Raw genomic sequence first — 20359 nt, 5'->3', positions numbered from 1 at the left:
GATATGGCCCTGGACTCACAGTCAGTCTCCCTTACCTTTCCCGATGGCAATTCCCGATCCTATGAAGCAGGTGTTACGCCCGCACAGGTCGCCGCCGACATCTCGACCTCGCTGGCGAAGAAAGCCATTTCTGCCACGGTGAATGGACAGCATTGGGACCTGCAATGGCCAATCGAAGCCGACGCGCAAATCGCTATTCACACCATGAAGGACGAGGCGCAAGCCAATGAGCTGATCCGACACGATCTGGCGCATGTCATGGCCCGCGCCGTGCAAGAGATTTGGCCCGCAACCAAGGTCACCATTGGCCCCGTCATCGAAAACGGCTGGTACTATGACTTTGACCGTGAGGAACCGTTTACGCCCGAAGATCTCGGCCTCATCGAGAAAAAGATGAAAGAGATCATCAACAAGCGTGACCCGGTGACCACCGAGGTCTGGGATCGCGATCGCGCGATCGAGTTCTACAAGGCCAATAATGAGCCCTATAAAGTTGAGCTGATCGAATCCATCCCGGGTGATGAACCACTGCGCATGTATTGGCACGGTCACTGGCAGGATCTCTGCCGTGGCCCGCACTTGCAGCACACCGGTCAACTGCCAGGCGACGCGTTCAAGCTGATGTCAATCGCCGGGGCTTATTGGCGCGGCGACAGCGACCGCGCAATGCTACAGCGCATCTACGGCGTAGCCTTCACCGGCAAGGAAAAGCTTAAGGCTCATCTGCACATGTTGGAAGAAGCCGCCAAGCGCGACCACCGCAAGCTGGGTCGCGAGATGGATTTGTTCCACATGCAGGAAGAGGCCCCAGGGCAGATTTTCTGGCACCCTAATGGCTGGACCATCTACACTCTTCTGCAAGATTACATGCGTCGGCAACAGCGCAAAGGTGGCTATGTTGAGGTCAACACCCCTCAGGTCGTCGACCGCAAGCTGTGGGTAGCCTCGGGTCATTGGGACAAATACCAAGAGAACATGTTCATCGTCGAAGTGGACGAGGAACATGCACGGGAAAAGGCGGTCAACGCCCTGAAACCGATGAACTGCCCCTGCCACGTGCAGATTTTCAATCAGGGTCTCAAATCCTATCGCGACCTTCCTCTGCGCATGGCCGAGTTCGGATCGTGTAACCGGTACGAACCTTCGGGCGCGCTGCACGGCATCATGCGCGTGCGTGGCTTTACCCAGGATGATGGCCATATCTTCTGCACCGAAGACCAGATCGAATCCGAAACCGCTGAGTTCATTCGGTTCCTGTCCGGTATCTACAAAGACCTCGGGTTTGAGAACTTCTCGGTCAAATTCTCGGACCGGCCGGAAAAACGCTCAGGATCGGACGAAGTTTGGGACAAGGCTGAAGCCGCCCTGCTCAGCGCAACCCGCGCGGCTGGGATCGAGCCGGAACTCAACCCGGGTGAAGGGGCATTCTACGGCCCGAAACTCGAGTTTGTTCTGACCGATGCGATCGGGCGGGATTGGCAATGCGGCACGCATCAGGTGGACTTTGTTCTGCCCGAGCGACTGGACGCCACGTATATCGGCGCTGATGGTGGCAAACACCGCCCAGTTATGTTGCACCGCGCGACCTTGGGCTCGTTTGAACGTTTCATCGGCATTCTGATCGAAGAACACGCGGGCAAGCTGCCGTTCTGGCTGGCCCCGCGCCAGGTCGTTGTGGCCTCGATCACCTCCGAGGCCGATGAGTATGTGGCCGAAGTGGTCAGCACCCTTCGCGCAGCAGGCATCCGCGCCGAGGCGGATATTCGCAACGAGAAGATCAACTATAAAGTCCGCGAACATTCGGTCGGCAAAGTGCCGATCATTCTGGCCGTTGGTCACCGTGAAGTCGAAGATCGCACGGTCAGTGTCCGTCGCCTTGGCGAAAAACAGACGCAGGTCCAATCGCTTGAGGCTGTAACAAATGAGTTGAGCGTGGCTGCAACGCCCCCCGATCTGCTGTAACATTCGGCAGCAAACCGCTAGAAATCCGGCCCGTTATTTTGGGCCGGATTGAAACAAATATCATTTTTCAATTCAAAAACAATTTGTTAACGTTCAAGGGTGCATGACGACCTTTGACGGGGTTGTGAGACACGGGCTCGTGAATTCAACTGCTGCCCCTGAACCATTATCTTGTCGTTGTCACAAGCAGACATACGCAGTCATTAACAAGGATTACCAAGATGTCGAACACTGCAAAAACACTGGTTATCGCAAGCGCAGTTGCTGCAGCCGTTTCCGGCGCGGCCACAACCGCAACAGCCCAAGCCAAAGAAAAGTGCTATGGCGTTTCTCTGGCGGGTCAGAACGACTGTGCAGCCGGCCCCGGCACAACTTGCGCGGGCACTTCGACCGTCGACTATCAGGGCAACGCATGGACCCTGGTTGACGCAGGCACTTGCGCCGACATCGAGCTGCCTAAAACAGCAGACGGTGCAGATCGCAAAGGTTCGCTTGAGCCGCTGGAGCGTGACCTGCCTGCATAAGGCTTTTCCGAATGAACCAGAAAGGGCGGGCAGGATCGCCCGCCCTTTCCACGTGATCAGGGGATTTGCAAATGTTGGACAATGCGCGCAGATCGAACCGGCTGCCTGCAGCACCGGGCGTTGGTTACAAACCACAGCATTTCTCGCAGATTCTTGAACAGGCCAAGCCTGTGGCGTGGCTAGAGATTCATGCCGAAAACTATATGGGCGATGGTGGCAGACCTCTGGCACAACTGCGTCACCTGTCCGAACAATTCCCCATTTCAGTGCATGGTGTCGGGCTGTCGATCGGCGGCGAAACGCCACTTGACCCAGATCACCTGGACCGCCTGAAGCATCTTGTCGGCTGGTTGAACCCGGCCAGCTTTTCGGAGCATTTGGCATGGTCAACCCATGACAGCCACTTCCTGAACGATCTACTTCCTCTGCCCTATACTGATGCGACTCTGGACCGTGTTTGCGACCATATTGATGAGGTGCAAGAGATTGTCGGGCGGCAAATGCTGTTAGAGAACCCCTCAAGCTATTTGGCTTTCGAGGAAAGCACATGGTCCGAACCTGATTTCTTGCGAGAAATCACCCGGCGCACCGGATGTGGGTTGCTGCTGGACGTGAACAACGTCTTTGTTTCAGCCACCAATCTGGATTTCTCACCGCAGGGCTATATTGATGCCTACCCGCTAGACCAAGTCGGTGAGATTCACCTGGGCGGGCATGACGAAGACGAAGACGATCATGGGCATCCCTTGCTGATCGACAGCCACGGGCGCGAAGTGGTGGACCCGGTCTGGGCGCTGCTGGACTACGTTCTGGACAAATCCGGCCCCAAACCCCTGTTGATTGAATGGGACACCGATGTGCCGGACTGGCCAGTGTTACGGGCCGAAGCCGAGCGCGCGCAAAAAGCGCTGGATCGCGTGCCCGCATGAGCGTGTCGCAAACGACATTCCACATGGCACTGCTAGATGCCAACAAGCCCATTCCCGATGGGTTGCTGGACGCCGAGGCGCAGCCCGCCGGTCGTCGCTTCAGCGTCTATCGCAACAACGTCGCCGTCTCGCTGACCGAGGCGATGCATCAGGCCTTCCCGGTGATCACAAAACTGCTGGGCCCCCAGAATATGGACGGGCTGGCTGGAATATTCTTGCGCCAGCACCCGCCGTCCTCACCCCTGATGATGTTTTATGGCGAGGAATTCCCAAAATTTCTGGAAGGAATGGAGCAGTTGTCGCATCTGGGCTACCTGCCGGATGTTGCCCGTCTGGAACTGGCGCTGCGTAGGGCTTACCACGCCGCTGATCGACAACCCATAGATGCCGAAGCGCTCAGCTTGCCACCGGAAGATTTGATGCAAGCCAAACTGACCCTCGCGCCGTCGGTGCAGGTGTTGCGTTCAAGCTGGCCCGTACATTCGATCTGGCTATTTAACACCGAAGAAGGCGCGCCGAAACCTGAGGCGGGCGCTCAGGATGTTTTGATCATGCGTCCCGAATACGACCCTGCCCCACACCCATTGCTACCGGGTGGTGCGGCATGGATCGCGCTGATTCAGGATGGCAAATCCATCGGTGAGGCATTTGAATCCACCATGGCCGAAACACCCGAATTTGATATTGGAACCACTCTGGCACTGCTTTTGCAGGGCGGTGCAATAACTTCTGTGACTATCGAAAGGCTGGACACATGACTGCCCTGATCTCAACTTACAATAATGCGATGGAAAAAGCGGATCACGCGTCCGGTTGGCTGACACCAACCCTGGCTCGGGTGGTCTTTATCGCCGTGTTGTTCGTCTACTACTGGAACTCGGCCACGCTGAAAATCGACGGCTCGATCTTTTCGCCATCGGCCGGAGCCTTCGGCCAGATCTTTCCCAAAGCTGCAGAGGCGGTGCTGTATGATGTGACTCAGATGACCTTTTTCCAGCGGGTCGTCATCTTCTTTGGCACAGTGGCCGAATTTGTCCTGCCTGTGCTTTTGCTGGTCGGCCTGCTGACGCGCCTTGCCGCGCTTGGCATGATCGGATTTGTCTGGGTTCAAACACTGACCGATGTCACCGGACATGGCGTCAAACTCGGTAGCTTATTCGACAACGCAATTACGTTGATGGATCAGCGCGTGATGTGGACATTCCTGCTGCTGGTGATTGTGATCAACGGCGCGGGTCCGCTGTCTCTGGATCGGTTATTACGCCTGAAGTGACCTAGAAATGTGCCTTGGGCTCGTCCGGTTTTCCTGCGGCGAGCCCGAGCAACCCTGCTGCGCCTGCAAAGGCAATCGGGAACATGGTGAAAACACCGAAGCCAAAGGCGTAGTACATCCCAGCGGCAGAAATCAGCAGCAAAATGCCTGCAATCAGAGCCCGCGAATGGGCCATCGCCCCGCCAACGATTGCCAACAAAGGCGCCACGATCGAAGCCGTCTGGATCAACTCGGGGTTCTCTACCTGCTCGGCAATGCCTTCGATCTCACCAAACTGGTCGATCAGTTCCACAAAGCCGTAGCCAAAAAAGCCGACGATCATCCCGATCAGCCCGGCAATGACGCCTAAAATCATGGCAGCGTTTCGCATTCACAGGTCTCCGCTTGTTGCCCGTGTCACATAAGCAGTTCTTCAGGCAACACCAAGGGCCTGACGGGTTTCAGGCGTCCAGCCCAGATACATCTGACCATTGGATACTATCAATGGGCGTTTCATCAGGGTCGGATGATCAGCCAACAGCGCGAGCACCGGTCGATTGCGTGTGTCATCATCCAATCCCCGCCAGGTTGTTGATCGCGTATTGAGCAAGGCTTTGCCGAAAGTCTCGTACGCCTCGGACAGCACATTTTCGGGAACCCCTTGCGCGCGGACATCAACGAAAACCGCATCTGGAAGCAGTTTCAATGCCTTACGGCACGTATCGCAAGTTTTTAACCCATATAGCTGCATTATCTAACTAATCCTGTAATCGCTGCAAATTTAGACAAACCCATCAGGCTGCCCCAGTTATTCTTGATTTTTTACTTCACCGTGTAATGTTGAAAAAGGCGAAACACGCGACCCGGGCTGTATCGTGAGGGCGAACAGTGACGTGTGGCGGTTTTGCCAGCCAAGGCCCCCACCAATTTGTGGGACAACTTGTAAGTAGAAGGAGACACGGGAAATGCCAACCGGCACCGTGAAATGGTTTAATACAACCAAAGGCTATGGTTTTATTGCGCCCGACGAAGGGGGCAAAGATGTGTTTGTTCATATCTCGGCCGTAGAACGATCCGGTCTGACCGGACTCGCTGACAATCAGAAAGTCTCGTACGAGTTGCAGGACGGACGTGACGGCCGCCAAATGGCTGCTGATTTGAAGCCGCTGTAAGGCACAGCCCGCCCCGGCGGGAAAGATAAAAGAAGGTTGACGGCCAATTTCAGGCCGTTAACCGCAAACCCTAGTGAACGCGCCCACCTTGGGACGTGCTCAGTTTTCTGTTGAATCAACCCTCTCGGATAACAGCCTCAAACTCACGCCATTCCCGTGCGGTCATGCCTGAGTTTTCCTGAGTGACATCTTCACCGCTGAGCATCCGACGCAAGCAGGTCACCATCTGCGCCGAGAGGTTGACTGCACCAAGGCGGTAGTCCTCAAACGCGCGGTAGGCAAACGGTACCCAGTCGGCGACAATCTTGCACATGGTATCTGCGTAAACGCGGATTTCGTACTGCGCGTGCGGGTCGGCACGCAGACGCAAGAAGTGGAACAAGTTGTGCAAGTCCACCTTCCAATACCATTGCGTATAAATGTTGGCTGGAAGGTTCATCCTCGCCAGTTCACGCGCAAGCCCTTGCTGGCCGTCCTGACCGATCATCGCCTCGTAGTTGTCATAGCAGCGCGCACTGTCCGCTTTCAGAATCTCCAACACACGCGCGGCCTCTTCGCCTTGCAATGTGTCCCCACGGCCCTGATTGTTAACCTCGGATTGCGCGGCGACATGTTCGGGTGCCGGGATATAGAACTCTCGATCCAGGATCGAATACCGCGCCGAATATTCGTTCACATTCGCCGTGCGGTGGCGGATCCACTGGCGGGCTACGAATACGGGCAGTTTGACGTGCAACTTGATCTCGCACATTTCAAACGGGGTCGAATGCCAGTGGCGCATCAGATAGCGGATCAGGCCTTCATCATTTTGCACCGACTTGGTGCCTTTGCCGTAGGAAACACGCGCGGCCTGACAGATCGCAGCATCGTCGCCCATATAGTCGATAACGCGGACAAACCCGTGATCCAGAACCTGATGCGCCGTGTACAGATGATCTTCCATACCTTCGGCAACGACGCGGCGGGTCGGGCTCGACTGTGCGCGCTGAGCTTCGATCTCGGCCAGTTGGTCGGCAGACAGAGGCATGAAATTATCCTTTCCAGCAATGAGTCGCCGACCACTATATATCGGCAAGCTTGCCATCGGAACCGCGATATGTGCGGCGCATTGCGCTAAATCGGAATTGTGTCCGGCCAGCCCCTCGACATGGGATGAAGGCGCGCTAAGGTGCTTGGCATCACAACCAATGCAAGGAAAGTCGCGATGGGGCTGACATATCTCCACACCATGGTCCGCGTGAAGGATCTTGAGAAATCCATAGCGTTTTATGAACTATTGGGCCTGAAGGAAACGCGTCGTTATGAAAGCGAGGCTGCGCGGTTCACACTGGTATTCCTCGCCCCACCGGGACAAGAGGACGCGCCCATTGAACTTACATACAACTGGGATGGCGACGACGCACTGCCAAGCGACAGCCGCCATTTCGGGCACCTCGCCTATGGCGTCGACAACATTTACGAGACCTGCCAGCATCTTCAGGACAATGGCGTCGTGATCAACCGCCCGCCACGCGACGGGCGTATGGCGTTCGTTCGCTCGCCCGACAATGTCTCGATCGAGTTGCTGCAAAATGGTGAAGCGTTAGCCCCGGCAGAGCCTTGGTCTAGCATGGAAAGCACCGGCCACTGGTGATCCGCTGGCTGGGAGCATTGGGGCTGGCTGTCGCGGGCAGCCCCCTTTGGGCCGAGACCTGCCGCCTGGCGCTGGCGCTGGCCATGGATATCTCGACCTCGGTGGACGCGACTGAGGATGCGCTGCAACGACAGGGGCTGGCCAACGCATTGATTGCGCCCGAGGTGCAGGAGGCTTTCTTCCTTTCACCTCAACCGGTTGCATTAGCCGTCTATGAATGGTCCGGCAGTTTCAACCAGACATTGCTTTTGGATTGGACGATAATTGATACTCGGGCCAATTTGATCTCCGCCGCGCATCGGATCGGCACATCGAAGCGATCGGAAGACGAGTTTCCAACTGCAATGGGTCACGCGCTGGCGTATGGGGCAACCCTGCTGGCGAGCGCCCCGAATTGTCTGTTCCAAACCATTGATATCTCGGGCGATGGCAAGAATAACGATGGCTACGGGCCACAGATCGCCTACAAGCACTTTCCGTTCGACAACACGACCGTGAATGGTCTGGTGATCAATGCAGCTGATTTCGAAGGAGAAATCGACTTGATCCCGTTCTTTCAGAAAAATGTACTACACGGACCCGGTGCTTTTCTTGAGATCGCCGCCGGGTTCGAAGATTTTGAGCGTGCCATGCGTCGCAAACTGGAACGGGAATTGAAAGGATTGGAACTTAGTGCGTTGCAACCGGATAATGCGAAATGATCCGCCTGTGTGCGACACTTCTTTGCCTGCTGGCCAACCCGCTTTCAGCGCAATGTCGACAGGCTTTGGCGTTGGGAATGGATGTCTCTGGTTCGGTCGACAGTCGTGAGTACAGGTTGCAACTTAGTGGCCTTGCGGCCGCGTTGCGCCATCCCGAGGTGGTTCAACTGATCCTTTCAAACCCGTCTACCTTTGTACGGATCGCTATCTACGAATGGAGCGAACCTGGCCACCAACGCCTCTTGCTTGGTTGGACAGATGTTCGCTCGACTACTGATCTGCGTCGAATTCAGCAACATTTAGAAAGCACAACACGCTCATCAGCGCCGCAGGGAACGGCGGTCGGGTCGGCCATGTTGTACGGTGCTGAGATGTTGGAGAGCCAAAGCGATTGCTGGCGGCGAACACTGGATCTGTCCGGTGATGGCAAACACAATCTCGGACATCACCCACGGGATATAAAAGCCGCTCTGCAAAACACTGATATTACAATCAATGCCCTTGTAATCGGTATCGACGACCCCAATCCAGGAGACACCCGCCAGGTAGAGATTGGGGAGCTATCTGCTTATTACCACGCGTGGGTCATCCGAGGCCCCGATGCTTTCGTCGAAGTCGCCCTTGGCTTCGAAGCCTATGAAGATGCGATGACGCGTAAACTGATCCGTGAGCTTGAGGGTCTGTCGCTGTCCCAAACTCAGCCATCAAAGCTTTCAGTAGATATACCGAATCTGATCGGTCCAATATCGTTCGACCCGACGCAGTGAACCGGTGATCTCTTCAATCCCATCGGTCCCGATCACGCCGCGGTTTTGCAGCCCTTCGGCATGGCGGGCGAACAGGTCTGATACGATATCGCGAATCTCACGCCCGCGCGGCGTCAGGCGTACCCGTACCGAGCGGCGGTCAATCTCGCATCGTTGATGGTGCATATAACCCATCTCGACCAGTTTCTTAAGATTGTAGCTGACATTGCTGCCTTGATAGTAACCACGGCTCTTCAACTCTCCGGCGGTTACTTCGTGGTCGCCTATGTTGAACAACAGCAGGGCCTGCACCGCGTTGATCTCAAGTACGCCGACACGCTCGAATTCATCCTTGATGACGTCCAGAAGCAAGCGATGCAGACGCTCGACCAGTGCCAACGCCTCAAGATAGCTCGTCATGAACCCCTTGGTCCCGGGCGCGGTGACCTGTAACTCCATACTCATTCAATCCTCCGATTCATCGCGCTGTTTCTGAAAACATGACGCGAATTCCCGAAAAATCGGTTAAGCCTGATGATTGCTTATTTTTGAAAGGTTTGCGCGATATCCGCGATCAATTCGGCCAGCGGTTCCGGCGGGCTGGCCTGACCAGTGACCCATTGATAAAGGTCCTGATCATTTTCATGCAGCAAGGCATCGTATGTGTCCAATCCCGCCTCGTCCATCGAAGACAGGTTGCGATCGGCATATGCCGTCAGGATCAAATCCATCTCTTTGATGCCCCGCCGCATCGAACGCATTTTCATGCGCTTGATCCGGGTCTCGCGCGGCTCTGTCATTGATTGCGTTCCAATTTCAGACGCAGCGCTTTTTCGACGCGAGCCAGACGCTCGGAGTTGGCTCGCATCTCACCTCGGATCGTGCGGAGCTCTGCAACAAGATCGCGCAATTCCGAGTCCGTATCGCCATGCAGGCTTGTTTCGTCCATGCCGTCGCCCTCGCCCGTCAGAAGCCACATGATCGAGACATTCAGTAGCCCCGCCATCATCGACAGCTTGTTCGCGCGGGGTTCGGACAAATCATCTTCCCACGAAGTGATCGTGGCTTTTTTGACACCAAGCCTGCGGGCCAATTGGGTCTGCGTCATGCCTGCGGCTTCGCGTGCGCCAGCAACGCGATCCCCGAAGGTTGCGGTGTCCGGTCCGAACCAGTCTGTTTCGTCGTTCATCGGGGTCTCCAAAGGGTAAAACTCAATTGGCTTGATCGTTATTTCGGCGCACCCTATGACAGTCGGGCTGAACATACAAACCGAGGCCGACCATGAGTTTCCTGTCTGCGACACTGTCACGCGTAAAACCCTCGCCCACCATCGCGATGACGTCCAAAGCAGCCGAGCTGAAGGCCGCCGGGCGCGATGTGATCGGGCTGAGCGCAGGCGAGCCCGATTTCGACACGCCGCAGAACATCAAGGACGCCGCCGTGGCCGCCATCGCTGCGGGCAAGACCAAATACACTGCTCCGGACGGCATCCCCGAGCTAAAACAGGCGGTTTGCGCCAAGATGAAGCGTGACCACGGATTGGACTATACGCCCGCTCAGGTCTCGGTCGGGACCGGGGGTAAGCAGACGCTTTACAACGCGCTGATGGCTACGCTGAACGAGGGCGATGAGGTCCTCATCCCCGCGCCCTATTGGGTCAGCTACCCGGACATGGTGTTACTGGCCGGTGGCACACCAGTGATCGTCGAAACTTCGCTGCAGACCAATTTCAAACTGACAGCGGATCAACTGGAAGCCGCAATCACACCTAAAACGAAATGGTTCATCTTCAACTCACCCTCGAATCCCACCGGAGCGGGCTATAGCCGGGCTGAACTGAAAGAACTGACAGATGTCCTGATGCGGCATCCGCATGTTTGGGTGATGACCGATGATATGTATGAGCACCTGGCCTATGACGGGTTCGAGTTCTGCACGCCCGCACAGGTGGAACCGAGACTTTATGATCGGACGCTGACCTGCAATGGCGTCTCCAAAGCCTATGCCATGACCGGTTGGCGTATTGGCTATGCGGCAGGCCCGGTCGAGTTGATCGCCGCGATGCGCAAGGTGCAATCTCAATCAACTTCGAATCCCAGTTCGGTCAGCCAATGGGCAGCAGTCGAGGCTCTGAATGGAACTCAAGCATTCCTTGCGCCGAATAATGAGATCTTCAAACGCCGTCGCGATCTGGTCGTCGACATGCTCAGCCAAATCGACGGTATCTCGTGCCCGACACCCGAAGGCGCGTTCTACGTCTATCCATCAATCGCAGGCTTGATCGGGAAAACCACACCCGCGGGCACTGTGATAGATTCGGACGAAACCTTCGCAATCGCCCTGCTGGAAGAGGCCGACGTGGCGGTTGTGTTTGGCGCAGCTTTTGGTCTGTCGCCCAATTTCCGCGTCAGCTATGCGACCTCTGATGAAGCCCTGACTGAAGCCTGCACACGCATCCAACGTTTTTGCGCCGCGCTCACCTGATACCGGAGTTTGTTATGTCCAAAGCCCTGCCTGAATACTATTTCCGCGTGCGCGAAAATGGGGCAGCGGTGTTCAGGATCGACACGGAAAATCGCCATCGCCGGATCGAGATGGAACAGATCGCGGTCATCAACATCCGCAATGGCGAGGTCAAACCGCAGGGCCAGCGTGTACTAAGCGACGCCGACAACGATGAAATCGCGCGCTGGATGGAAGAGCGCAAAGCCCTGCTATCCCGCCGCGATGTGGATGATATACACCGTGCGGTTGACTACCTGAATCTGACCACGCAATGGGCTCAGTCTAAAGCAACGGATGCGCAATTAGAGGACGTGACCGACCCATTGCTGATGGCAATGCACGACTTGCGGTCGGTACTTGTTCGAAAGAAATCCGACCGGATGAGCAAAGAATGATCCCCTAGGCGGGAACTTCTCCTACATCGCGCACCGACCTTAGCCAGAAGCGCGCCATCAGCAATACAGCAGCACAAGCGAGGCCAATCACGAGGCCGAGCCAGACTCCGATCCCCTCCATACCTTGAACAAAGCCGAAATAGTACGAAGCGGGGATACCGATCACCCAATAGCTGAGTGCGGCCATCACCATCGGTATTTTTGCATCCTGCAAACCTCGCAACAGGCCTAGTGCGATGACCTGCGCCCCATCGACCAGCTGGAACAAAGCAGCCATCGCCAGCAGGCCAGTGCCGATTAGCAGAATCTGTGGCCGCTGCGGATCATCGGCCTCCATAAACAGCGAGATCAGGGGCTCAGCGCATGTCAGGAATAGAACAATCGTCAAGACCGACACGATCAACGACATCCCGGTCACCGTAATCGCGCCTTTCTCAAGATGCGCCCGATCCCGTCGACCCAACGCGTTGCCCGCCCGAATAGTCGCCACATTAGACAGGCCCAAATGAACCATGAACGTCGCCGAGGCGAGGTTTAACGCAATCCCGTGAGCTGCCAGCGGCACTGGACCCAACCAGCCCATCATGACAGCAGAGATCGCGAACAACGACACCTCCGCCAGTGTCGTCAGACCGATGGGAACGCCCAAACGCAGCACGCTCATGAACATCTCCCAATCCGGACGCCAAAACCGCTGAAACAAGCTGTGTTCCGGCAACGCACGCACCGCATAGATCACGACCGCCACCAATGATACGATCTGCGTCACCACTGACGCGATAGCCGCACCAATCACCCCAAGTTCGGGCGCGCCCCAGTTTCCGAAGATCAGCGCATAGTTGGTCACGCCATTGACCACAGCTGCAACAATCGTGATCCACAGCACAATCTGCGTCCGCTCAAGCGCGGCCAAATAGGACTTCAGGACCATCACCAACAGCGCCGGGAACAAGCCCCACCCCGCGACTCGCAGGTATACTGACGCAGTTTCAGCGACTTGCGGCTCTTGCTTCAAAGCAATCAGGATCGGATGGGACCACCACAAAAGGGGCATCATCACCGTCGCATAGATCAGTGATAGCCACAGACCCATGCGAGTGGAGCGGCGAATGCTGGTCTCATTCTCCTCGGCGGCAGCGGTCGCCACCATTGGCATTACGGCCCACCCAAACCCGGCACCAAACAGGAACAGGACGAAGTAATAGCTGTTGGCCAGCGTCACGGCAGCCAACGCCTCGACCCCGTACCAGCCCAGCATGACTGTATCGGTCAAACCAATCGCATACTGTGCCAGATGCCCGCCAATCAATGGCAGGCCCAGCACCGCGATTGCGCGCAAATGGCCGGGATATGTCATCACCTTGTTCATTCCGCCAGCCTTAGGCTTGCGCGCTGCCCGAGACAAGAGCGGAACAAACTTATTTCATAATGAGACTAACGAGAACAAAGCGACGCAAGCCATCACCTTTGGTGCAACGGCTTTACAGTTTATCGATTTTCAGCCGATCTTCGCGTCAGGATGCAGCGCTGTCCCCAGAATATGGTCCGAGTTATGAATTACGTGATGCGCCTGCCCAACTATCAACGGATCAGGCTCACCAACGATCCTGAGGTCTTTGTCCGGGTAGTCCAGCGTCGACAGGAAATGCCGCATGCAGTTCAGACGCGCGCGTTTCTTGTCGTTGGATTTGACAATCGTCCAGGGCGCATCAGCGGTGTCGGTGTAGAAGAACATCGCCTCTTTCGCCTCGGTATAATCATCCCATTTGCTCAGGCTAGCCTTGTCAATCGGTGACAGTTTCCATTGCTTCAACGGATCAGTTTCACGACTCCCAAAGCGCCGCTGCTGCTCTTCCTGCGTGACCGAGAACCAGTACTTATAAAGTTGAATGCCCGAGCGCACCAGCATCCGCTCCAACTCGGGCGTCTGCCGCATGAATTCCAGATACTCATTGGGTGAGCAGAAGCCCATCACCCGCTCGACGCCCGCACGGTTGTACCAGGACCGATCATAAAACACCATCTCGCCCACGGTGGGCAGCTGCTGCACATAGCGTTGGTAATACCACTGCCCCTTCTCCTCATCCGTCGGCTTGTTCAATGCGACCACACGCGCCTGACGCGGGTTCAGATGCTCCATGAACCGCTTGATGGTCCCACCCTTGCCGGCGGCGTCGCGGCCCTCGAACAACAGCACAAACCGCTGCCCGGTCTCCTGCGCCCACAATTGAACCTTCAACAACTCTGCCTGCAGCTCGGCCTTTTGCGCCTCGTAATCCTTGCGTGCCATCTTGCGGCCATAGGGGTACTTGCCGCTCTCAAAAGCTTGCCGGATTTTCTCGGATGTTGGTGCCGAAGCATCCGCCTTCAGGTCAGTTACAGCATTGATCTGCGATGATTTTTGTTTGATCTGGGGTGCCGCATCCATACATGATCTCCTCGGTTTCACTGTCGAGGAGATGCTTAGCCGATTGTCACACGGCGCGCTTTGATTGGTGTCAAATTGACATAGGTTTTATCGGGGCGTCAAAGAACAGGCCTATGCCCGTTCTTTACATGACCCCAAAATACATAGGGGGGAGCGGCCAGCCCCGCACTTACCGATGTCCCCAATCATCAGGATTGTCCGAGTTGTTCGGCGACAAGCCCAAAACGTCTCCGTCAGTCGAACACCCCAAACCCAAAACGGTTCTGTTCGCATAGGAGAAATACGAACACACCTGATTGATCTCAAGAATCTCGCCATCTTCCCACCCCGCCTCTCGCAGAGCGATCACGTCCGCCTCGGTCAGATCACCGGGTGCCTCGGTCAGCTTGCGCGCATATCTCATCGCTTCGACCTGTGCCGCGTCCAGCGGGGCCGAGGCCGGATCACGCGCCTCAATCGCCGCACGGATCGCATTGCCGCGCACCTCATCCTGCAGCAACCGCTGCAATCCGGAAAAGTGATGTTCTACGCAATACCCGCACCGGTTCAGAGAGCTGACCCACACGCCCAACACTTCAAGAAACCATTTTGGCACCTTGTTGGCCGAATGGTGCAACACGTTCTTGTAGACTGCCATATGGGCTTCCATCGAATGCGGCCGCAGGCTGTGCGCCATCATGATGTTGTCTACATTGTTGTCCGGCCCGGTGACCCGGTCATAAAGCTTCCTCAGCTTTCCCGTAGCCTCTTCGAATGGAATGGTTCTGATCCAACTCAATTCTTCTGCTCCCCTAATTTCTGCTTCCGGAACAAAGCCTAAACGGGATTTCGAAACATGACGAGACCTTGGAAAGCTCGCGGTTTAATAACAATCTGTTTTGCATAACTGATATATGCTGGGCAGCTACCCTTACTGTCTGCTACGTCCCTATTGAAACAACTTTCTGACCAAAGACTTTTCAACTGTGCGCCCACTCATCTGTATTTTTGCCCTGTCTTGTTTTGGCTCTGCTATAGCTATGTTCTATCCAGCGTTCTCAGATTGGTTATTGCTGACAGGACCGTGCGCATTGGCAAGTTTGCTACTGCTGTTCGGAAAAAGGCTACGCCGGCTCAAAACTTCGAAAAACTGGGCTGTCGTCGATGGATCAAATGTTTTGCACTGGAAAGGCGGTGTTCCTAATATCGCCACAGTGCGCGAGGTTGTCGACGAGTTGAAGACAAAGGGGCGGACACCGGGCGTCGTCTTTGATGCCAATGTAGGATACAAAATCTCAGATCGCTATATGAACGACAGTTCCCTTGCGGCTTTGCTTGGATTGCCATGCAGCCACGTGATGGTTGCGCCGAAGGGTACTCCTGCCGACCCGCTGGTCCTTCAGGTAGCGCGGGATCTCGGCGCTGCTATCGTCACAAATGACCGGTTCAGTGATTGGGATGACGAATATTCGGATGTGCTTGAGAAAAGTTCTCTTGTTCGAGGTGGCTTTAAAGACAAAACTCTCTGGCTGTCATTGTAGTCTGTCATTGTAAACGCGTTGCAATACAGCGCTGAAATTCGCTCCGGTTCCGGTGACCCCGACAAACCGGATACAACACCTCGCGTCCCTCTTCCCCCGGACCACATCACCTGCCATAATGGGGGAAACTCAAAAACAAGAGCAGCACCCATGCCCGACGATCTGTTGACGCCAGAAGCGACCTCCACCTATGACGCCTCGTCCATCGAGGTGCTCGAAGGGCTGGAACCGGTGCGCAAACGCCCCGGCATGTATATTGGCGGCACCGATGAGCGCGCATTGCACCACATGGTGGCCGAAATCCTCGACAACTCGATGGATGAGGCAGTCGCAGGCCACGCTAACCGGATCGAGGTCGAACTGCACGCCGATTACGCCCTGACCGTTCGTGACAACGGGCGCGGCATTCCGATCGACCCGCATCCCAAGTTCCCCGACAAGTCGGCACTTGAAGTGATCCTCTGTACCCTGCACGCAGGCGGTAAATTCTCGGGCAAGGCGTATCAGACTTCGGGCGGTCTGCACGGTGTAGGTGCATCGGTGGTGAATGCCCTGTCGGATTCGATGGTCGTGCAGGTGGCACGCGACAAACAGCTATTCGAACAACGCTTCTCGCGCGGTATCCCTCTAGGTCCGGTGGAAAAAGTAGGCGCAGCGCCCAACCGGCGCGGTACAACCGTCACGTTCCACGCCGACGCCGACATCTTCGGCCATCACAAGTTCAAACCCGCGCGCCTGTTCAAATCCATACGCTCCAAGGCTTACCTGTTCTCAGGCGTTGAGATTCGCTGGAAATCCGCCATCGATGACGGGGAAACCCCGACCGAGGCGACCTTTCACTTCCCCGGCGGTCTGTCGGATTACCTGAAGGAGACGATGAACGGCTCGTCGACCTATGCCGAGCAGCCCTTTGCCGGCACCGTGGACTTTAACGAGAAGTTCGGCACCCCCGGCAAAGTCGAATGGGCGATCAATTGGACACCTTCGCGCGACGGGTTCATCCAGTCCTACTGTAACACCGTCCCAACCCCCGAAGGCGGCACACATGTCGCCGGTTTCTGGGCTGCGGTCCTCAAGGGGATCAAGGCCTATGGCGAGCTGATCAATAACAAGAAAGCAGGTCAGATCACCCGTGACGACCTGATCACCGGCGGCTGCGCGCTGGTGTCCTGCTTTATCTCGGAACCGGAATTCGTCGGCCAAACCAAAGACCGTCTGGCCACGGTCGAGGCGCAGCGGCTGGTCGAATACTCCGTCCGCGACCATTTCGACAACTGGCTGGCGGCTGATACGAAATCCGCCGGGGCGATCCTCGACTTCCTCATCCTGAGGGCCGAAGAACGCCTGCGCCGACGGGCCGAGAAGGAAACACAACGCAAGTCCGCCACTAAGAAACTTCGTCTCCCCGGCAAGTTGGTGGACTGTTCTAGTTCAACACGCGACGGCACGGAATTATTCATTGTCGAGGGCGACTCGGCGGGCGGGTCCGCCAAAATGGGCCGGGACCGCAAAACGCAGGCCCTGCTGCCCTTGCGCGGTAAAATCCTGAACGTGCTGGGCGCGGCCAGTTCCAAGCTGGGCACCAATGCCGAGATCAACGACCTGACGCAGGCGCTGGGTGTGGGCCTTGGCACCAAGTTCAACGTCGACGACCTGCGCTATGACAAGATCATCATAATGACCGACGCGGATGTGGACGGGGCACATATCGCATCGCTGCTGATGACGTTCTTCTTCACGCAGATGCGCCCGATGATCGACGCGGGCCACCTCTATCTGGCCTGCCCGCCCCTCTACCGCCTGACCCAAGGCGCCAAGCGCGTTTACTGCCTGGACGAGGCCGAGCGCGACGAATGGCTTGAGAAAGGTCTGGGCGGCAAGGGCAAGATCGACGTCTCGCGCTTCAAGGGTCTGGGCGAAATGGACGCCAAGGACCTGAAAGAGACCACAATGGATCCGAAATCCCGGAAATTAATCCGGGTCACCATCGACGAGGATGAACCCGGCGAGACCGGCGACTTGGTCGAGCGCCTGATGGGCAAAAAACCCGAACTGCGGTTCCAATACATTCAAGAGAACGCGCGGTTTGTGGAGGAGTTGGATGTCTAGGAGAAATAATGCTTCACCAAATGCTCGCCAGAATGGCGAGGGAGTTCGTTTTTGAACGAGCCAAATCTTTTACCGGCAGCGATTTTGGGAATTTTGTTCGACACGACGTATCAATAGAAGCCAAGAAACACTTAATATTTCTACCTTACGCGTTAAAGGTCAAATCTAGCGTTGGTGCAGGCAACTGGGCAGCTGTACCTTGGTTGGCTTTTTTTGACCCACTAGTTACTGAGAGCGCCACAAGAGGTTTTTACGTAGTTTACCTGATTAACGCACAATCAGAAGAAATTGTGCTGTCGGTGAACCAAGGGACAACGGAAGTATACAACGAGTTTGGCGAGCGCAAAGGTCGTCAAGTTCTGCGCCGAAGAGCAATTGGCTTGGCGGAAAGGGTGCCAGAATTTGCCAAGCTGTTCTCGGTGGAACCAATTGATTTAGGCTCCTCAGAGTCCCTACCGCTTGGGTATGAATCTGGCCATTCGTTTGGGCGCACCTATTCAGCAACTCAAATCGATTCCGATCAGTTCTACAAAGACTTAGATAGAATGCTGTCTGCCTATAATGCACTTGTAGATCGCGGTGGTACTACTCCCACAGACACCATGATGGAAGAAGCGGGAACAACAGACATAACAGAAACCCGCAAATACTTTCTTTCACGTCGCATAGAACGGGCGCCGAATATTAGGAAGACCGTCCTTCAAGCGAGGGGTACTGTTTGTGAAGCATGCGGTATGGATCCTAAAATACACTTTGGCTTTGACGGTCCACTACAGAACACTCCGATAGACGTACATCACGCGAAGCCAATTAGCGGCTTGGCTGAAGGTGAAAGCCGTAGATATAGAATACCAGATGATTTCTTGGTTCTTTGTCCAACGTGCCATCAAATGATCCACAAGCAAACGGACTCTTCGGATGTAAATCTGCTGATAAACTCAATTCGATTTGAATATACGATCAAGAAGTAGATACGTCCGCCTCAAAACTGGCTAACGACACCAGGTTTCATGTAACTGAATTGACCCATTTAAATGGAGTGGTTTATGCTGGCCAAAATTCATAGTTGACGCGTGGCAACAGCCACCCCCCAAACACACCGCTTGCCTAACTCTTTGATCCCGTTCACACTTACCCTCAATCCGTCATCAAAGAACGACATTTGAGGTTCCGAGCGTCCAAGACCCAATTAGACCACGAACAATTTTTCGAACGGGAGGACGACATGAAAACACTAACCCTCGGGCTGGCCCTGACCCTGCTGGCTTCGGCGGCCCCCGCGCAGCAGATGCTCAGCACTGCATCGCCCATTCCAGACGGGGCCGAGACGCGGTTTTGCTACTATGGCGGGATGGCCTATTCGCCAGACGCGTTCATCCTGCTGACCGGTGACAACACCGTAACCTCAACCATCAGCACGCGCGAGGAACGGCTGCTGCGGTGTCATCGCAATGACGATGGCTCTCTGGTCTGGAAACCGCAGAGCACGTTTCAAACCAACAACTGACGTAGGATGGGTTTCCAACCCATCAAAGCGGAATGGGAGCGATGGGGTGAAACCCCATCCTACCCAACATTCCGATCCAACCAGTTGGCAATCTGTTCGGCTGGCCTTTCCCATCCCGGCTCCATGAACAGAAAATGCGCGTGGTTGTCGACAGGCAGGAAAGTCGCACGGTCTCCGTAAAGCTTCGCCAGAGCACGGCAGGTGTTGGGGTTCACGGCCCGGTCCTCGGTGCCTGAAACGATCAGCACCGGGCAATCGACCTTGTCGATGTCCACCTTCATCGCGTGGTGGTCATCGAACATCCAAAAGAACATCTCAAACATAACCCGCCCGCTTTCGGGGCCAAGCTGGTCATACACCTCATGCTGCTGCGCCTCGGGCATCTTGTTGAGCGCAAAGGGGGCCATCAGGTCGAAATCGACCCGCATGGGCTGTTTCCAGAACGCCCCACCCTCCATCAGCGCCCGCGGCACGGCGCGTTCGTCGTCGGTTTCGGGCAATGTGCCCCAGGCCGCGTTCGGGTTGATCAGGACAACGGCGCTGGCCAGCCCGCGAGACGCCACCTTCTGCGCGACTACCCCGGCGATAGCATGGCCCAGAAGAACAGGTTTGCTCTCCAACCCCTGCACGAAGTCTGCGATGTCATCGGCATAATCCATGACGCTCGTGTCGGTGAGGCCGGGATCGGGATCTGCCTTGGGGTCGCCACCATGGTAGCGTAGCGCGGGCGTATGCACCGTCCAGCCACGTGCACGAAAGAAGCCCGCATAATCCTGCATACACCACGGTCCGGCAAAAGCACCGTGGATCAGAACAATCTCTTTCGTCATGAAAATCTCCCTCACCTCCGACCAGTATGAGAGGTGAGGGATGGGTTCGGCAAGCCTGTCAGATCGCCACTTTAAACAGCTCAGTGATGTTTTGTTGGTTGAGTTGGATTGGGTTACCTCCGCATGAGGGGTCGATGATTGCGCCC

Annotated in this window: 25 protein-coding genes; 15 read left to right on the top strand and 10 right to left on the bottom strand. The window is 55.9% G+C overall.

Annotated elements, in window-relative coordinates; genetic code table 11:
- Positions 1–3 precede the first annotated feature (3 nt).
- The 5 genes from thrS (at position 4) to ACR0JG_RS08610 (ending at position 4688) form a co-directional block, all read left to right on the top strand.
- Complete coding sequence (gene thrS, locus ACR0JG_RS08630; protein WP_170421002.1) at positions 4–1962, top strand: threonine--tRNA ligase; 1959 nt, start codon at positions 4–6, stop codon at positions 1960–1962.
- Positions 1963–2183: 221 nt separating this feature from the next.
- Positions 2184–2486 (top strand): BufA1 family periplasmic bufferin-type metallophore, encoded by a 303-nt coding sequence (locus tag ACR0JG_RS08625; protein ID WP_010439128.1) that lies wholly within the window; start codon positions 2184–2186, stop codon positions 2484–2486.
- A 71-nt stretch (positions 2487–2557) separates the two neighbouring features.
- Positions 2558–3415 (top strand): MNIO family bufferin maturase, encoded by an 858-nt coding sequence (gene bufB / locus ACR0JG_RS08620; protein ID WP_480569075.1) that lies wholly within the window; start codon positions 2558–2560, stop codon positions 3413–3415.
- Positions 3412–4173, top strand: a complete 762-nt coding sequence (locus ACR0JG_RS08615) for an HvfC/BufC family peptide modification chaperone (protein ID WP_480569072.1) — start codon at positions 3412–3414, stop codon at positions 4171–4173. The genes bufB and ACR0JG_RS08615 overlap by 4 nt, the downstream gene beginning before the upstream one ends.
- Positions 4170–4688 (top strand): DoxX family membrane protein, encoded by a 519-nt coding sequence (locus ACR0JG_RS08610; protein WP_170404850.1) that lies wholly within the window; start codon positions 4170–4172, stop codon positions 4686–4688. The genes ACR0JG_RS08615 and ACR0JG_RS08610 overlap by 4 nt, the downstream gene beginning before the upstream one ends.
- A 1-nt stretch (position 4689) precedes the next feature.
- Here the strand turns inward: ACR0JG_RS08610 and ACR0JG_RS08605 are convergent, their stop codons facing one another.
- Positions 4690–5058 (bottom strand): hypothetical protein, encoded by a 369-nt coding sequence (locus tag ACR0JG_RS08605; RefSeq protein ID WP_170596068.1) that lies wholly within the window; start codon positions 5056–5058, stop codon positions 4690–4692.
- Positions 5059–5100: 42 nt separating this feature from the next.
- A complete protein-coding gene (locus ACR0JG_RS08600) occupies positions 5101–5418 on the bottom strand; it encodes an arsenate reductase family protein (protein WP_170422413.1) in 318 nt (105 codons plus the stop codon).
- 214 nt (positions 5419–5632) lie between these two features.
- On the opposite strand from ACR0JG_RS08600, the gene ACR0JG_RS08595 reads away from it, so the two are divergent.
- Positions 5633–5839, top strand: a complete 207-nt coding sequence (locus tag ACR0JG_RS08595; RefSeq protein WP_008758035.1) for a cold-shock protein — start codon at positions 5633–5635, stop codon at positions 5837–5839.
- A gap of 115 nt (positions 5840–5954) precedes the next feature.
- Here the strand turns inward: ACR0JG_RS08595 and thyX are convergent, their stop codons facing one another.
- Positions 5955–6866: an FAD-dependent thymidylate synthase gene (gene thyX, locus ACR0JG_RS08590; protein WP_170393643.1), complete on the bottom strand. Its 912-nt coding sequence runs from the start codon at positions 6864–6866 to the stop codon at positions 5955–5957.
- A 177-nt stretch (positions 6867–7043) separates the two neighbouring features.
- Here thyX and ACR0JG_RS08585 point away from each other — a divergent pair, with 177 nt between their 5' ends.
- From ACR0JG_RS08585 to ACR0JG_RS08575, 3 genes are read left to right on the top strand one after another with little or no spacing between them, the layout of a single operon-like run.
- Positions 7044–7472: a VOC family protein gene (locus ACR0JG_RS08585; protein WP_170393645.1), complete on the top strand. Its 429-nt coding sequence runs from the start codon at positions 7044–7046 to the stop codon at positions 7470–7472.
- Positions 7469–8173 (top strand): DUF1194 domain-containing protein, encoded by a 705-nt coding sequence (locus ACR0JG_RS08580; RefSeq protein WP_480569067.1) that lies wholly within the window; start codon positions 7469–7471, stop codon positions 8171–8173. Before ACR0JG_RS08585 ends, ACR0JG_RS08580 begins: the two co-directional genes overlap by 4 nt.
- Positions 8170–8940: a DUF1194 domain-containing protein gene (locus ACR0JG_RS08575; RefSeq protein ID WP_170596074.1), complete on the top strand. Its 771-nt coding sequence runs from the start codon at positions 8170–8172 to the stop codon at positions 8938–8940. Before ACR0JG_RS08580 ends, ACR0JG_RS08575 begins: the two co-directional genes overlap by 4 nt.
- On the opposite strand, the gene ACR0JG_RS08570 is transcribed toward ACR0JG_RS08575, so the two are convergent.
- From ACR0JG_RS08570 to ACR0JG_RS08560, 3 genes are all read right to left on the bottom strand, one after another.
- A complete protein-coding gene (locus ACR0JG_RS08570; protein WP_170393651.1) occupies positions 8887–9384 on the bottom strand; it encodes a MarR family winged helix-turn-helix transcriptional regulator in 498 nt (165 codons plus the stop codon). The two genes, ACR0JG_RS08575 and ACR0JG_RS08570, sit on opposite strands and share 54 nt — an antisense overlap.
- A 77-nt stretch (positions 9385–9461) precedes the next feature.
- Complete coding sequence (locus ACR0JG_RS08565) at positions 9462–9719, bottom strand: succinate dehydrogenase assembly factor 2 (RefSeq protein WP_170393653.1); 258 nt, start codon at positions 9717–9719, stop codon at positions 9462–9464.
- The gene (locus tag ACR0JG_RS08560; RefSeq protein WP_170393655.1) at positions 9716–10108 is read right to left on the bottom strand and encodes a helix-turn-helix domain-containing protein; all 393 of its coding nucleotides are present in this window, start codon (positions 10106–10108) and stop codon (positions 9716–9718) included. Before ACR0JG_RS08560 ends, ACR0JG_RS08565 begins: the two co-directional genes overlap by 4 nt.
- A gap of 92 nt (positions 10109–10200) precedes the next feature.
- Between ACR0JG_RS08560 and ACR0JG_RS08555 the strand changes: the two genes are divergently transcribed.
- Complete coding sequence (locus tag ACR0JG_RS08555; RefSeq protein WP_170420989.1) at positions 10201–11403, top strand: pyridoxal phosphate-dependent aminotransferase; 1203 nt, start codon at positions 10201–10203, stop codon at positions 11401–11403.
- Positions 11404–11417: 14 nt separating this feature from the next.
- Positions 11418–11819: a hypothetical protein gene (locus ACR0JG_RS08550; RefSeq protein ID WP_480569062.1), complete on the top strand. Its 402-nt coding sequence runs from the start codon at positions 11418–11420 to the stop codon at positions 11817–11819.
- A gap of 4 nt (positions 11820–11823) precedes the next feature.
- Here ACR0JG_RS08550 and ACR0JG_RS08545 read toward each other — a convergent pair whose 3' ends face one another.
- The 3 genes from ACR0JG_RS08545 to ACR0JG_RS08535 form a co-directional block, all read right to left on the bottom strand.
- A complete protein-coding gene (locus tag ACR0JG_RS08545) occupies positions 11824–13188 on the bottom strand; it encodes an MATE family efflux transporter (RefSeq protein WP_170404822.1) in 1365 nt (454 codons plus the stop codon).
- Between the two features lie 129 nt (positions 13189–13317).
- On the bottom strand, positions 13318–14247 hold the full coding sequence (gene ppk2, locus ACR0JG_RS08540; RefSeq protein WP_480569058.1) for a polyphosphate kinase 2: 930 nt from the start codon (positions 14245–14247) through the stop codon (positions 13318–13320).
- Between the two features lie 169 nt (positions 14248–14416).
- Complete coding sequence (locus ACR0JG_RS08535) at positions 14417–15025, bottom strand: peroxidase-related enzyme (RefSeq protein WP_170510752.1); 609 nt, start codon at positions 15023–15025, stop codon at positions 14417–14419.
- A gap of 241 nt (positions 15026–15266) precedes the next feature.
- On the opposite strand from ACR0JG_RS08535, the gene ACR0JG_RS08530 reads away from it, so the two are divergent.
- The 4 genes from ACR0JG_RS08530 (at position 15267) to ACR0JG_RS08515 (ending at position 19383) form a co-directional block, all read left to right on the top strand.
- A complete protein-coding gene (locus ACR0JG_RS08530; protein WP_480569055.1) occupies positions 15267–15767 on the top strand; it encodes an NYN domain-containing protein in 501 nt (166 codons plus the stop codon).
- A gap of 150 nt (positions 15768–15917) precedes the next feature.
- Positions 15918–17876, top strand: coding sequence for a DNA topoisomerase IV subunit B (parE, locus tag ACR0JG_RS08525; RefSeq protein ID WP_480569052.1), 1959 nt, complete (start codon positions 15918–15920; stop codon positions 17874–17876).
- Between the two features lie 8 nt (positions 17877–17884).
- Positions 17885–18847: an MrcB family domain-containing protein gene (locus ACR0JG_RS08520; protein WP_480569049.1), complete on the top strand. Its 963-nt coding sequence runs from the start codon at positions 17885–17887 to the stop codon at positions 18845–18847.
- A gap of 254 nt (positions 18848–19101) precedes the next feature.
- Positions 19102–19383, top strand: coding sequence for a hypothetical protein (locus ACR0JG_RS08515; RefSeq protein ID WP_170511160.1), 282 nt, complete (start codon positions 19102–19104; stop codon positions 19381–19383).
- A 59-nt stretch (positions 19384–19442) separates the two neighbouring features.
- Here ACR0JG_RS08515 and ACR0JG_RS08510 read toward each other — a convergent pair whose 3' ends face one another.
- Positions 19443–20213, bottom strand: coding sequence for an alpha/beta hydrolase (locus ACR0JG_RS08510; protein ID WP_480569046.1), 771 nt, complete (start codon positions 20211–20213; stop codon positions 19443–19445).
- Positions 20214–20359 lie beyond the last annotated feature (146 nt).

The organism is Ruegeria sp. AD5 (genome assembly GCF_056542345.1).
The sequence above is the reverse complement of the archived record's forward strand: the minus strand, read 5'-3'. Positions and strand labels throughout refer to the sequence as shown.

What these genes read in the sequence shown, in the direction of transcription:
- ACR0JG_RS08600 (WP_170422413.1), bottom strand. Translation starts at nt 5,418, where the DNA reads ATGCAGCTATATGGGTTAAAAACTTGCGATACGTGCCGTAAGGCATTG.
- ACR0JG_RS08530 (WP_480569055.1), top strand. Translation starts at nt 15,267, where the DNA reads ATGTTCTATCCAGCGTTCTCAGATTGGTTATTGCTGACAGGACCGTGC.
- ppk2 (WP_480569058.1), bottom strand. Translation starts at nt 14,247, where the DNA reads ATGGATGCGGCACCCCAGATCAAACAAAAATCATCGCAGATCAATGCT.
- ACR0JG_RS08550 (WP_480569062.1), top strand. Translation starts at nt 11,418, where the DNA reads ATGTCCAAAGCCCTGCCTGAATACTATTTCCGCGTGCGCGAAAATGGG.
- ACR0JG_RS08565 (WP_170393653.1), bottom strand. Translation starts at nt 9,719, where the DNA reads ATGACAGAGCCGCGCGAGACCCGGATCAAGCGCATGAAAATGCGTTCG.
- ACR0JG_RS08595 (WP_008758035.1), top strand. Translation starts at nt 5,633, where the DNA reads ATGCCAACCGGCACCGTGAAATGGTTTAATACAACCAAAGGCTATGGT.
- ACR0JG_RS08555 (WP_170420989.1), top strand. Translation starts at nt 10,201, where the DNA reads ATGAGTTTCCTGTCTGCGACACTGTCACGCGTAAAACCCTCGCCCACC.
- ACR0JG_RS08625 (WP_010439128.1), top strand. Translation starts at nt 2,184, where the DNA reads ATGTCGAACACTGCAAAAACACTGGTTATCGCAAGCGCAGTTGCTGCA.
- thyX (WP_170393643.1), bottom strand. Translation starts at nt 6,866, where the DNA reads ATGCCTCTGTCTGCCGACCAACTGGCCGAGATCGAAGCTCAGCGCGCA.
- ACR0JG_RS08515 (WP_170511160.1), top strand. Translation starts at nt 19,102, where the DNA reads ATGAAAACACTAACCCTCGGGCTGGCCCTGACCCTGCTGGCTTCGGCG.
- ACR0JG_RS08615 (WP_480569072.1), top strand. Translation starts at nt 3,412, where the DNA reads ATGAGCGTGTCGCAAACGACATTCCACATGGCACTGCTAGATGCCAAC.
- ACR0JG_RS08570 (WP_170393651.1), bottom strand. Translation starts at nt 9,384, where the DNA reads ATGAGTATGGAGTTACAGGTCACCGCGCCCGGGACCAAGGGGTTCATG.
- ACR0JG_RS08575 (WP_170596074.1), top strand. Translation starts at nt 8,170, where the DNA reads ATGATCCGCCTGTGTGCGACACTTCTTTGCCTGCTGGCCAACCCGCTT.
- bufB (WP_480569075.1), top strand. Translation starts at nt 2,558, where the DNA reads ATGTTGGACAATGCGCGCAGATCGAACCGGCTGCCTGCAGCACCGGGC.
- ACR0JG_RS08545 (WP_170404822.1), bottom strand. Translation starts at nt 13,188, where the DNA reads ATGAACAAGGTGATGACATATCCCGGCCATTTGCGCGCAATCGCGGTG.
- thrS (WP_170421002.1), top strand. Translation starts at nt 4, where the DNA reads ATGGCCCTGGACTCACAGTCAGTCTCCCTTACCTTTCCCGATGGCAAT.
- ACR0JG_RS08560 (WP_170393655.1), bottom strand. Translation starts at nt 10,108, where the DNA reads ATGAACGACGAAACAGACTGGTTCGGACCGGACACCGCAACCTTCGGG.
- ACR0JG_RS08585 (WP_170393645.1), top strand. Translation starts at nt 7,044, where the DNA reads ATGGGGCTGACATATCTCCACACCATGGTCCGCGTGAAGGATCTTGAG.
- ACR0JG_RS08510 (WP_480569046.1), bottom strand. Translation starts at nt 20,213, where the DNA reads ATGACGAAAGAGATTGTTCTGATCCACGGTGCTTTTGCCGGACCGTGG.
- ACR0JG_RS08520 (WP_480569049.1), top strand. Translation starts at nt 17,885, where the DNA reads ATGCTTCACCAAATGCTCGCCAGAATGGCGAGGGAGTTCGTTTTTGAA.
- parE (WP_480569052.1), top strand. Translation starts at nt 15,918, where the DNA reads ATGCCCGACGATCTGTTGACGCCAGAAGCGACCTCCACCTATGACGCC.
- ACR0JG_RS08605 (WP_170596068.1), bottom strand. Translation starts at nt 5,058, where the DNA reads ATGCGAAACGCTGCCATGATTTTAGGCGTCATTGCCGGGCTGATCGGG.
- ACR0JG_RS08610 (WP_170404850.1), top strand. Translation starts at nt 4,170, where the DNA reads ATGACTGCCCTGATCTCAACTTACAATAATGCGATGGAAAAAGCGGAT.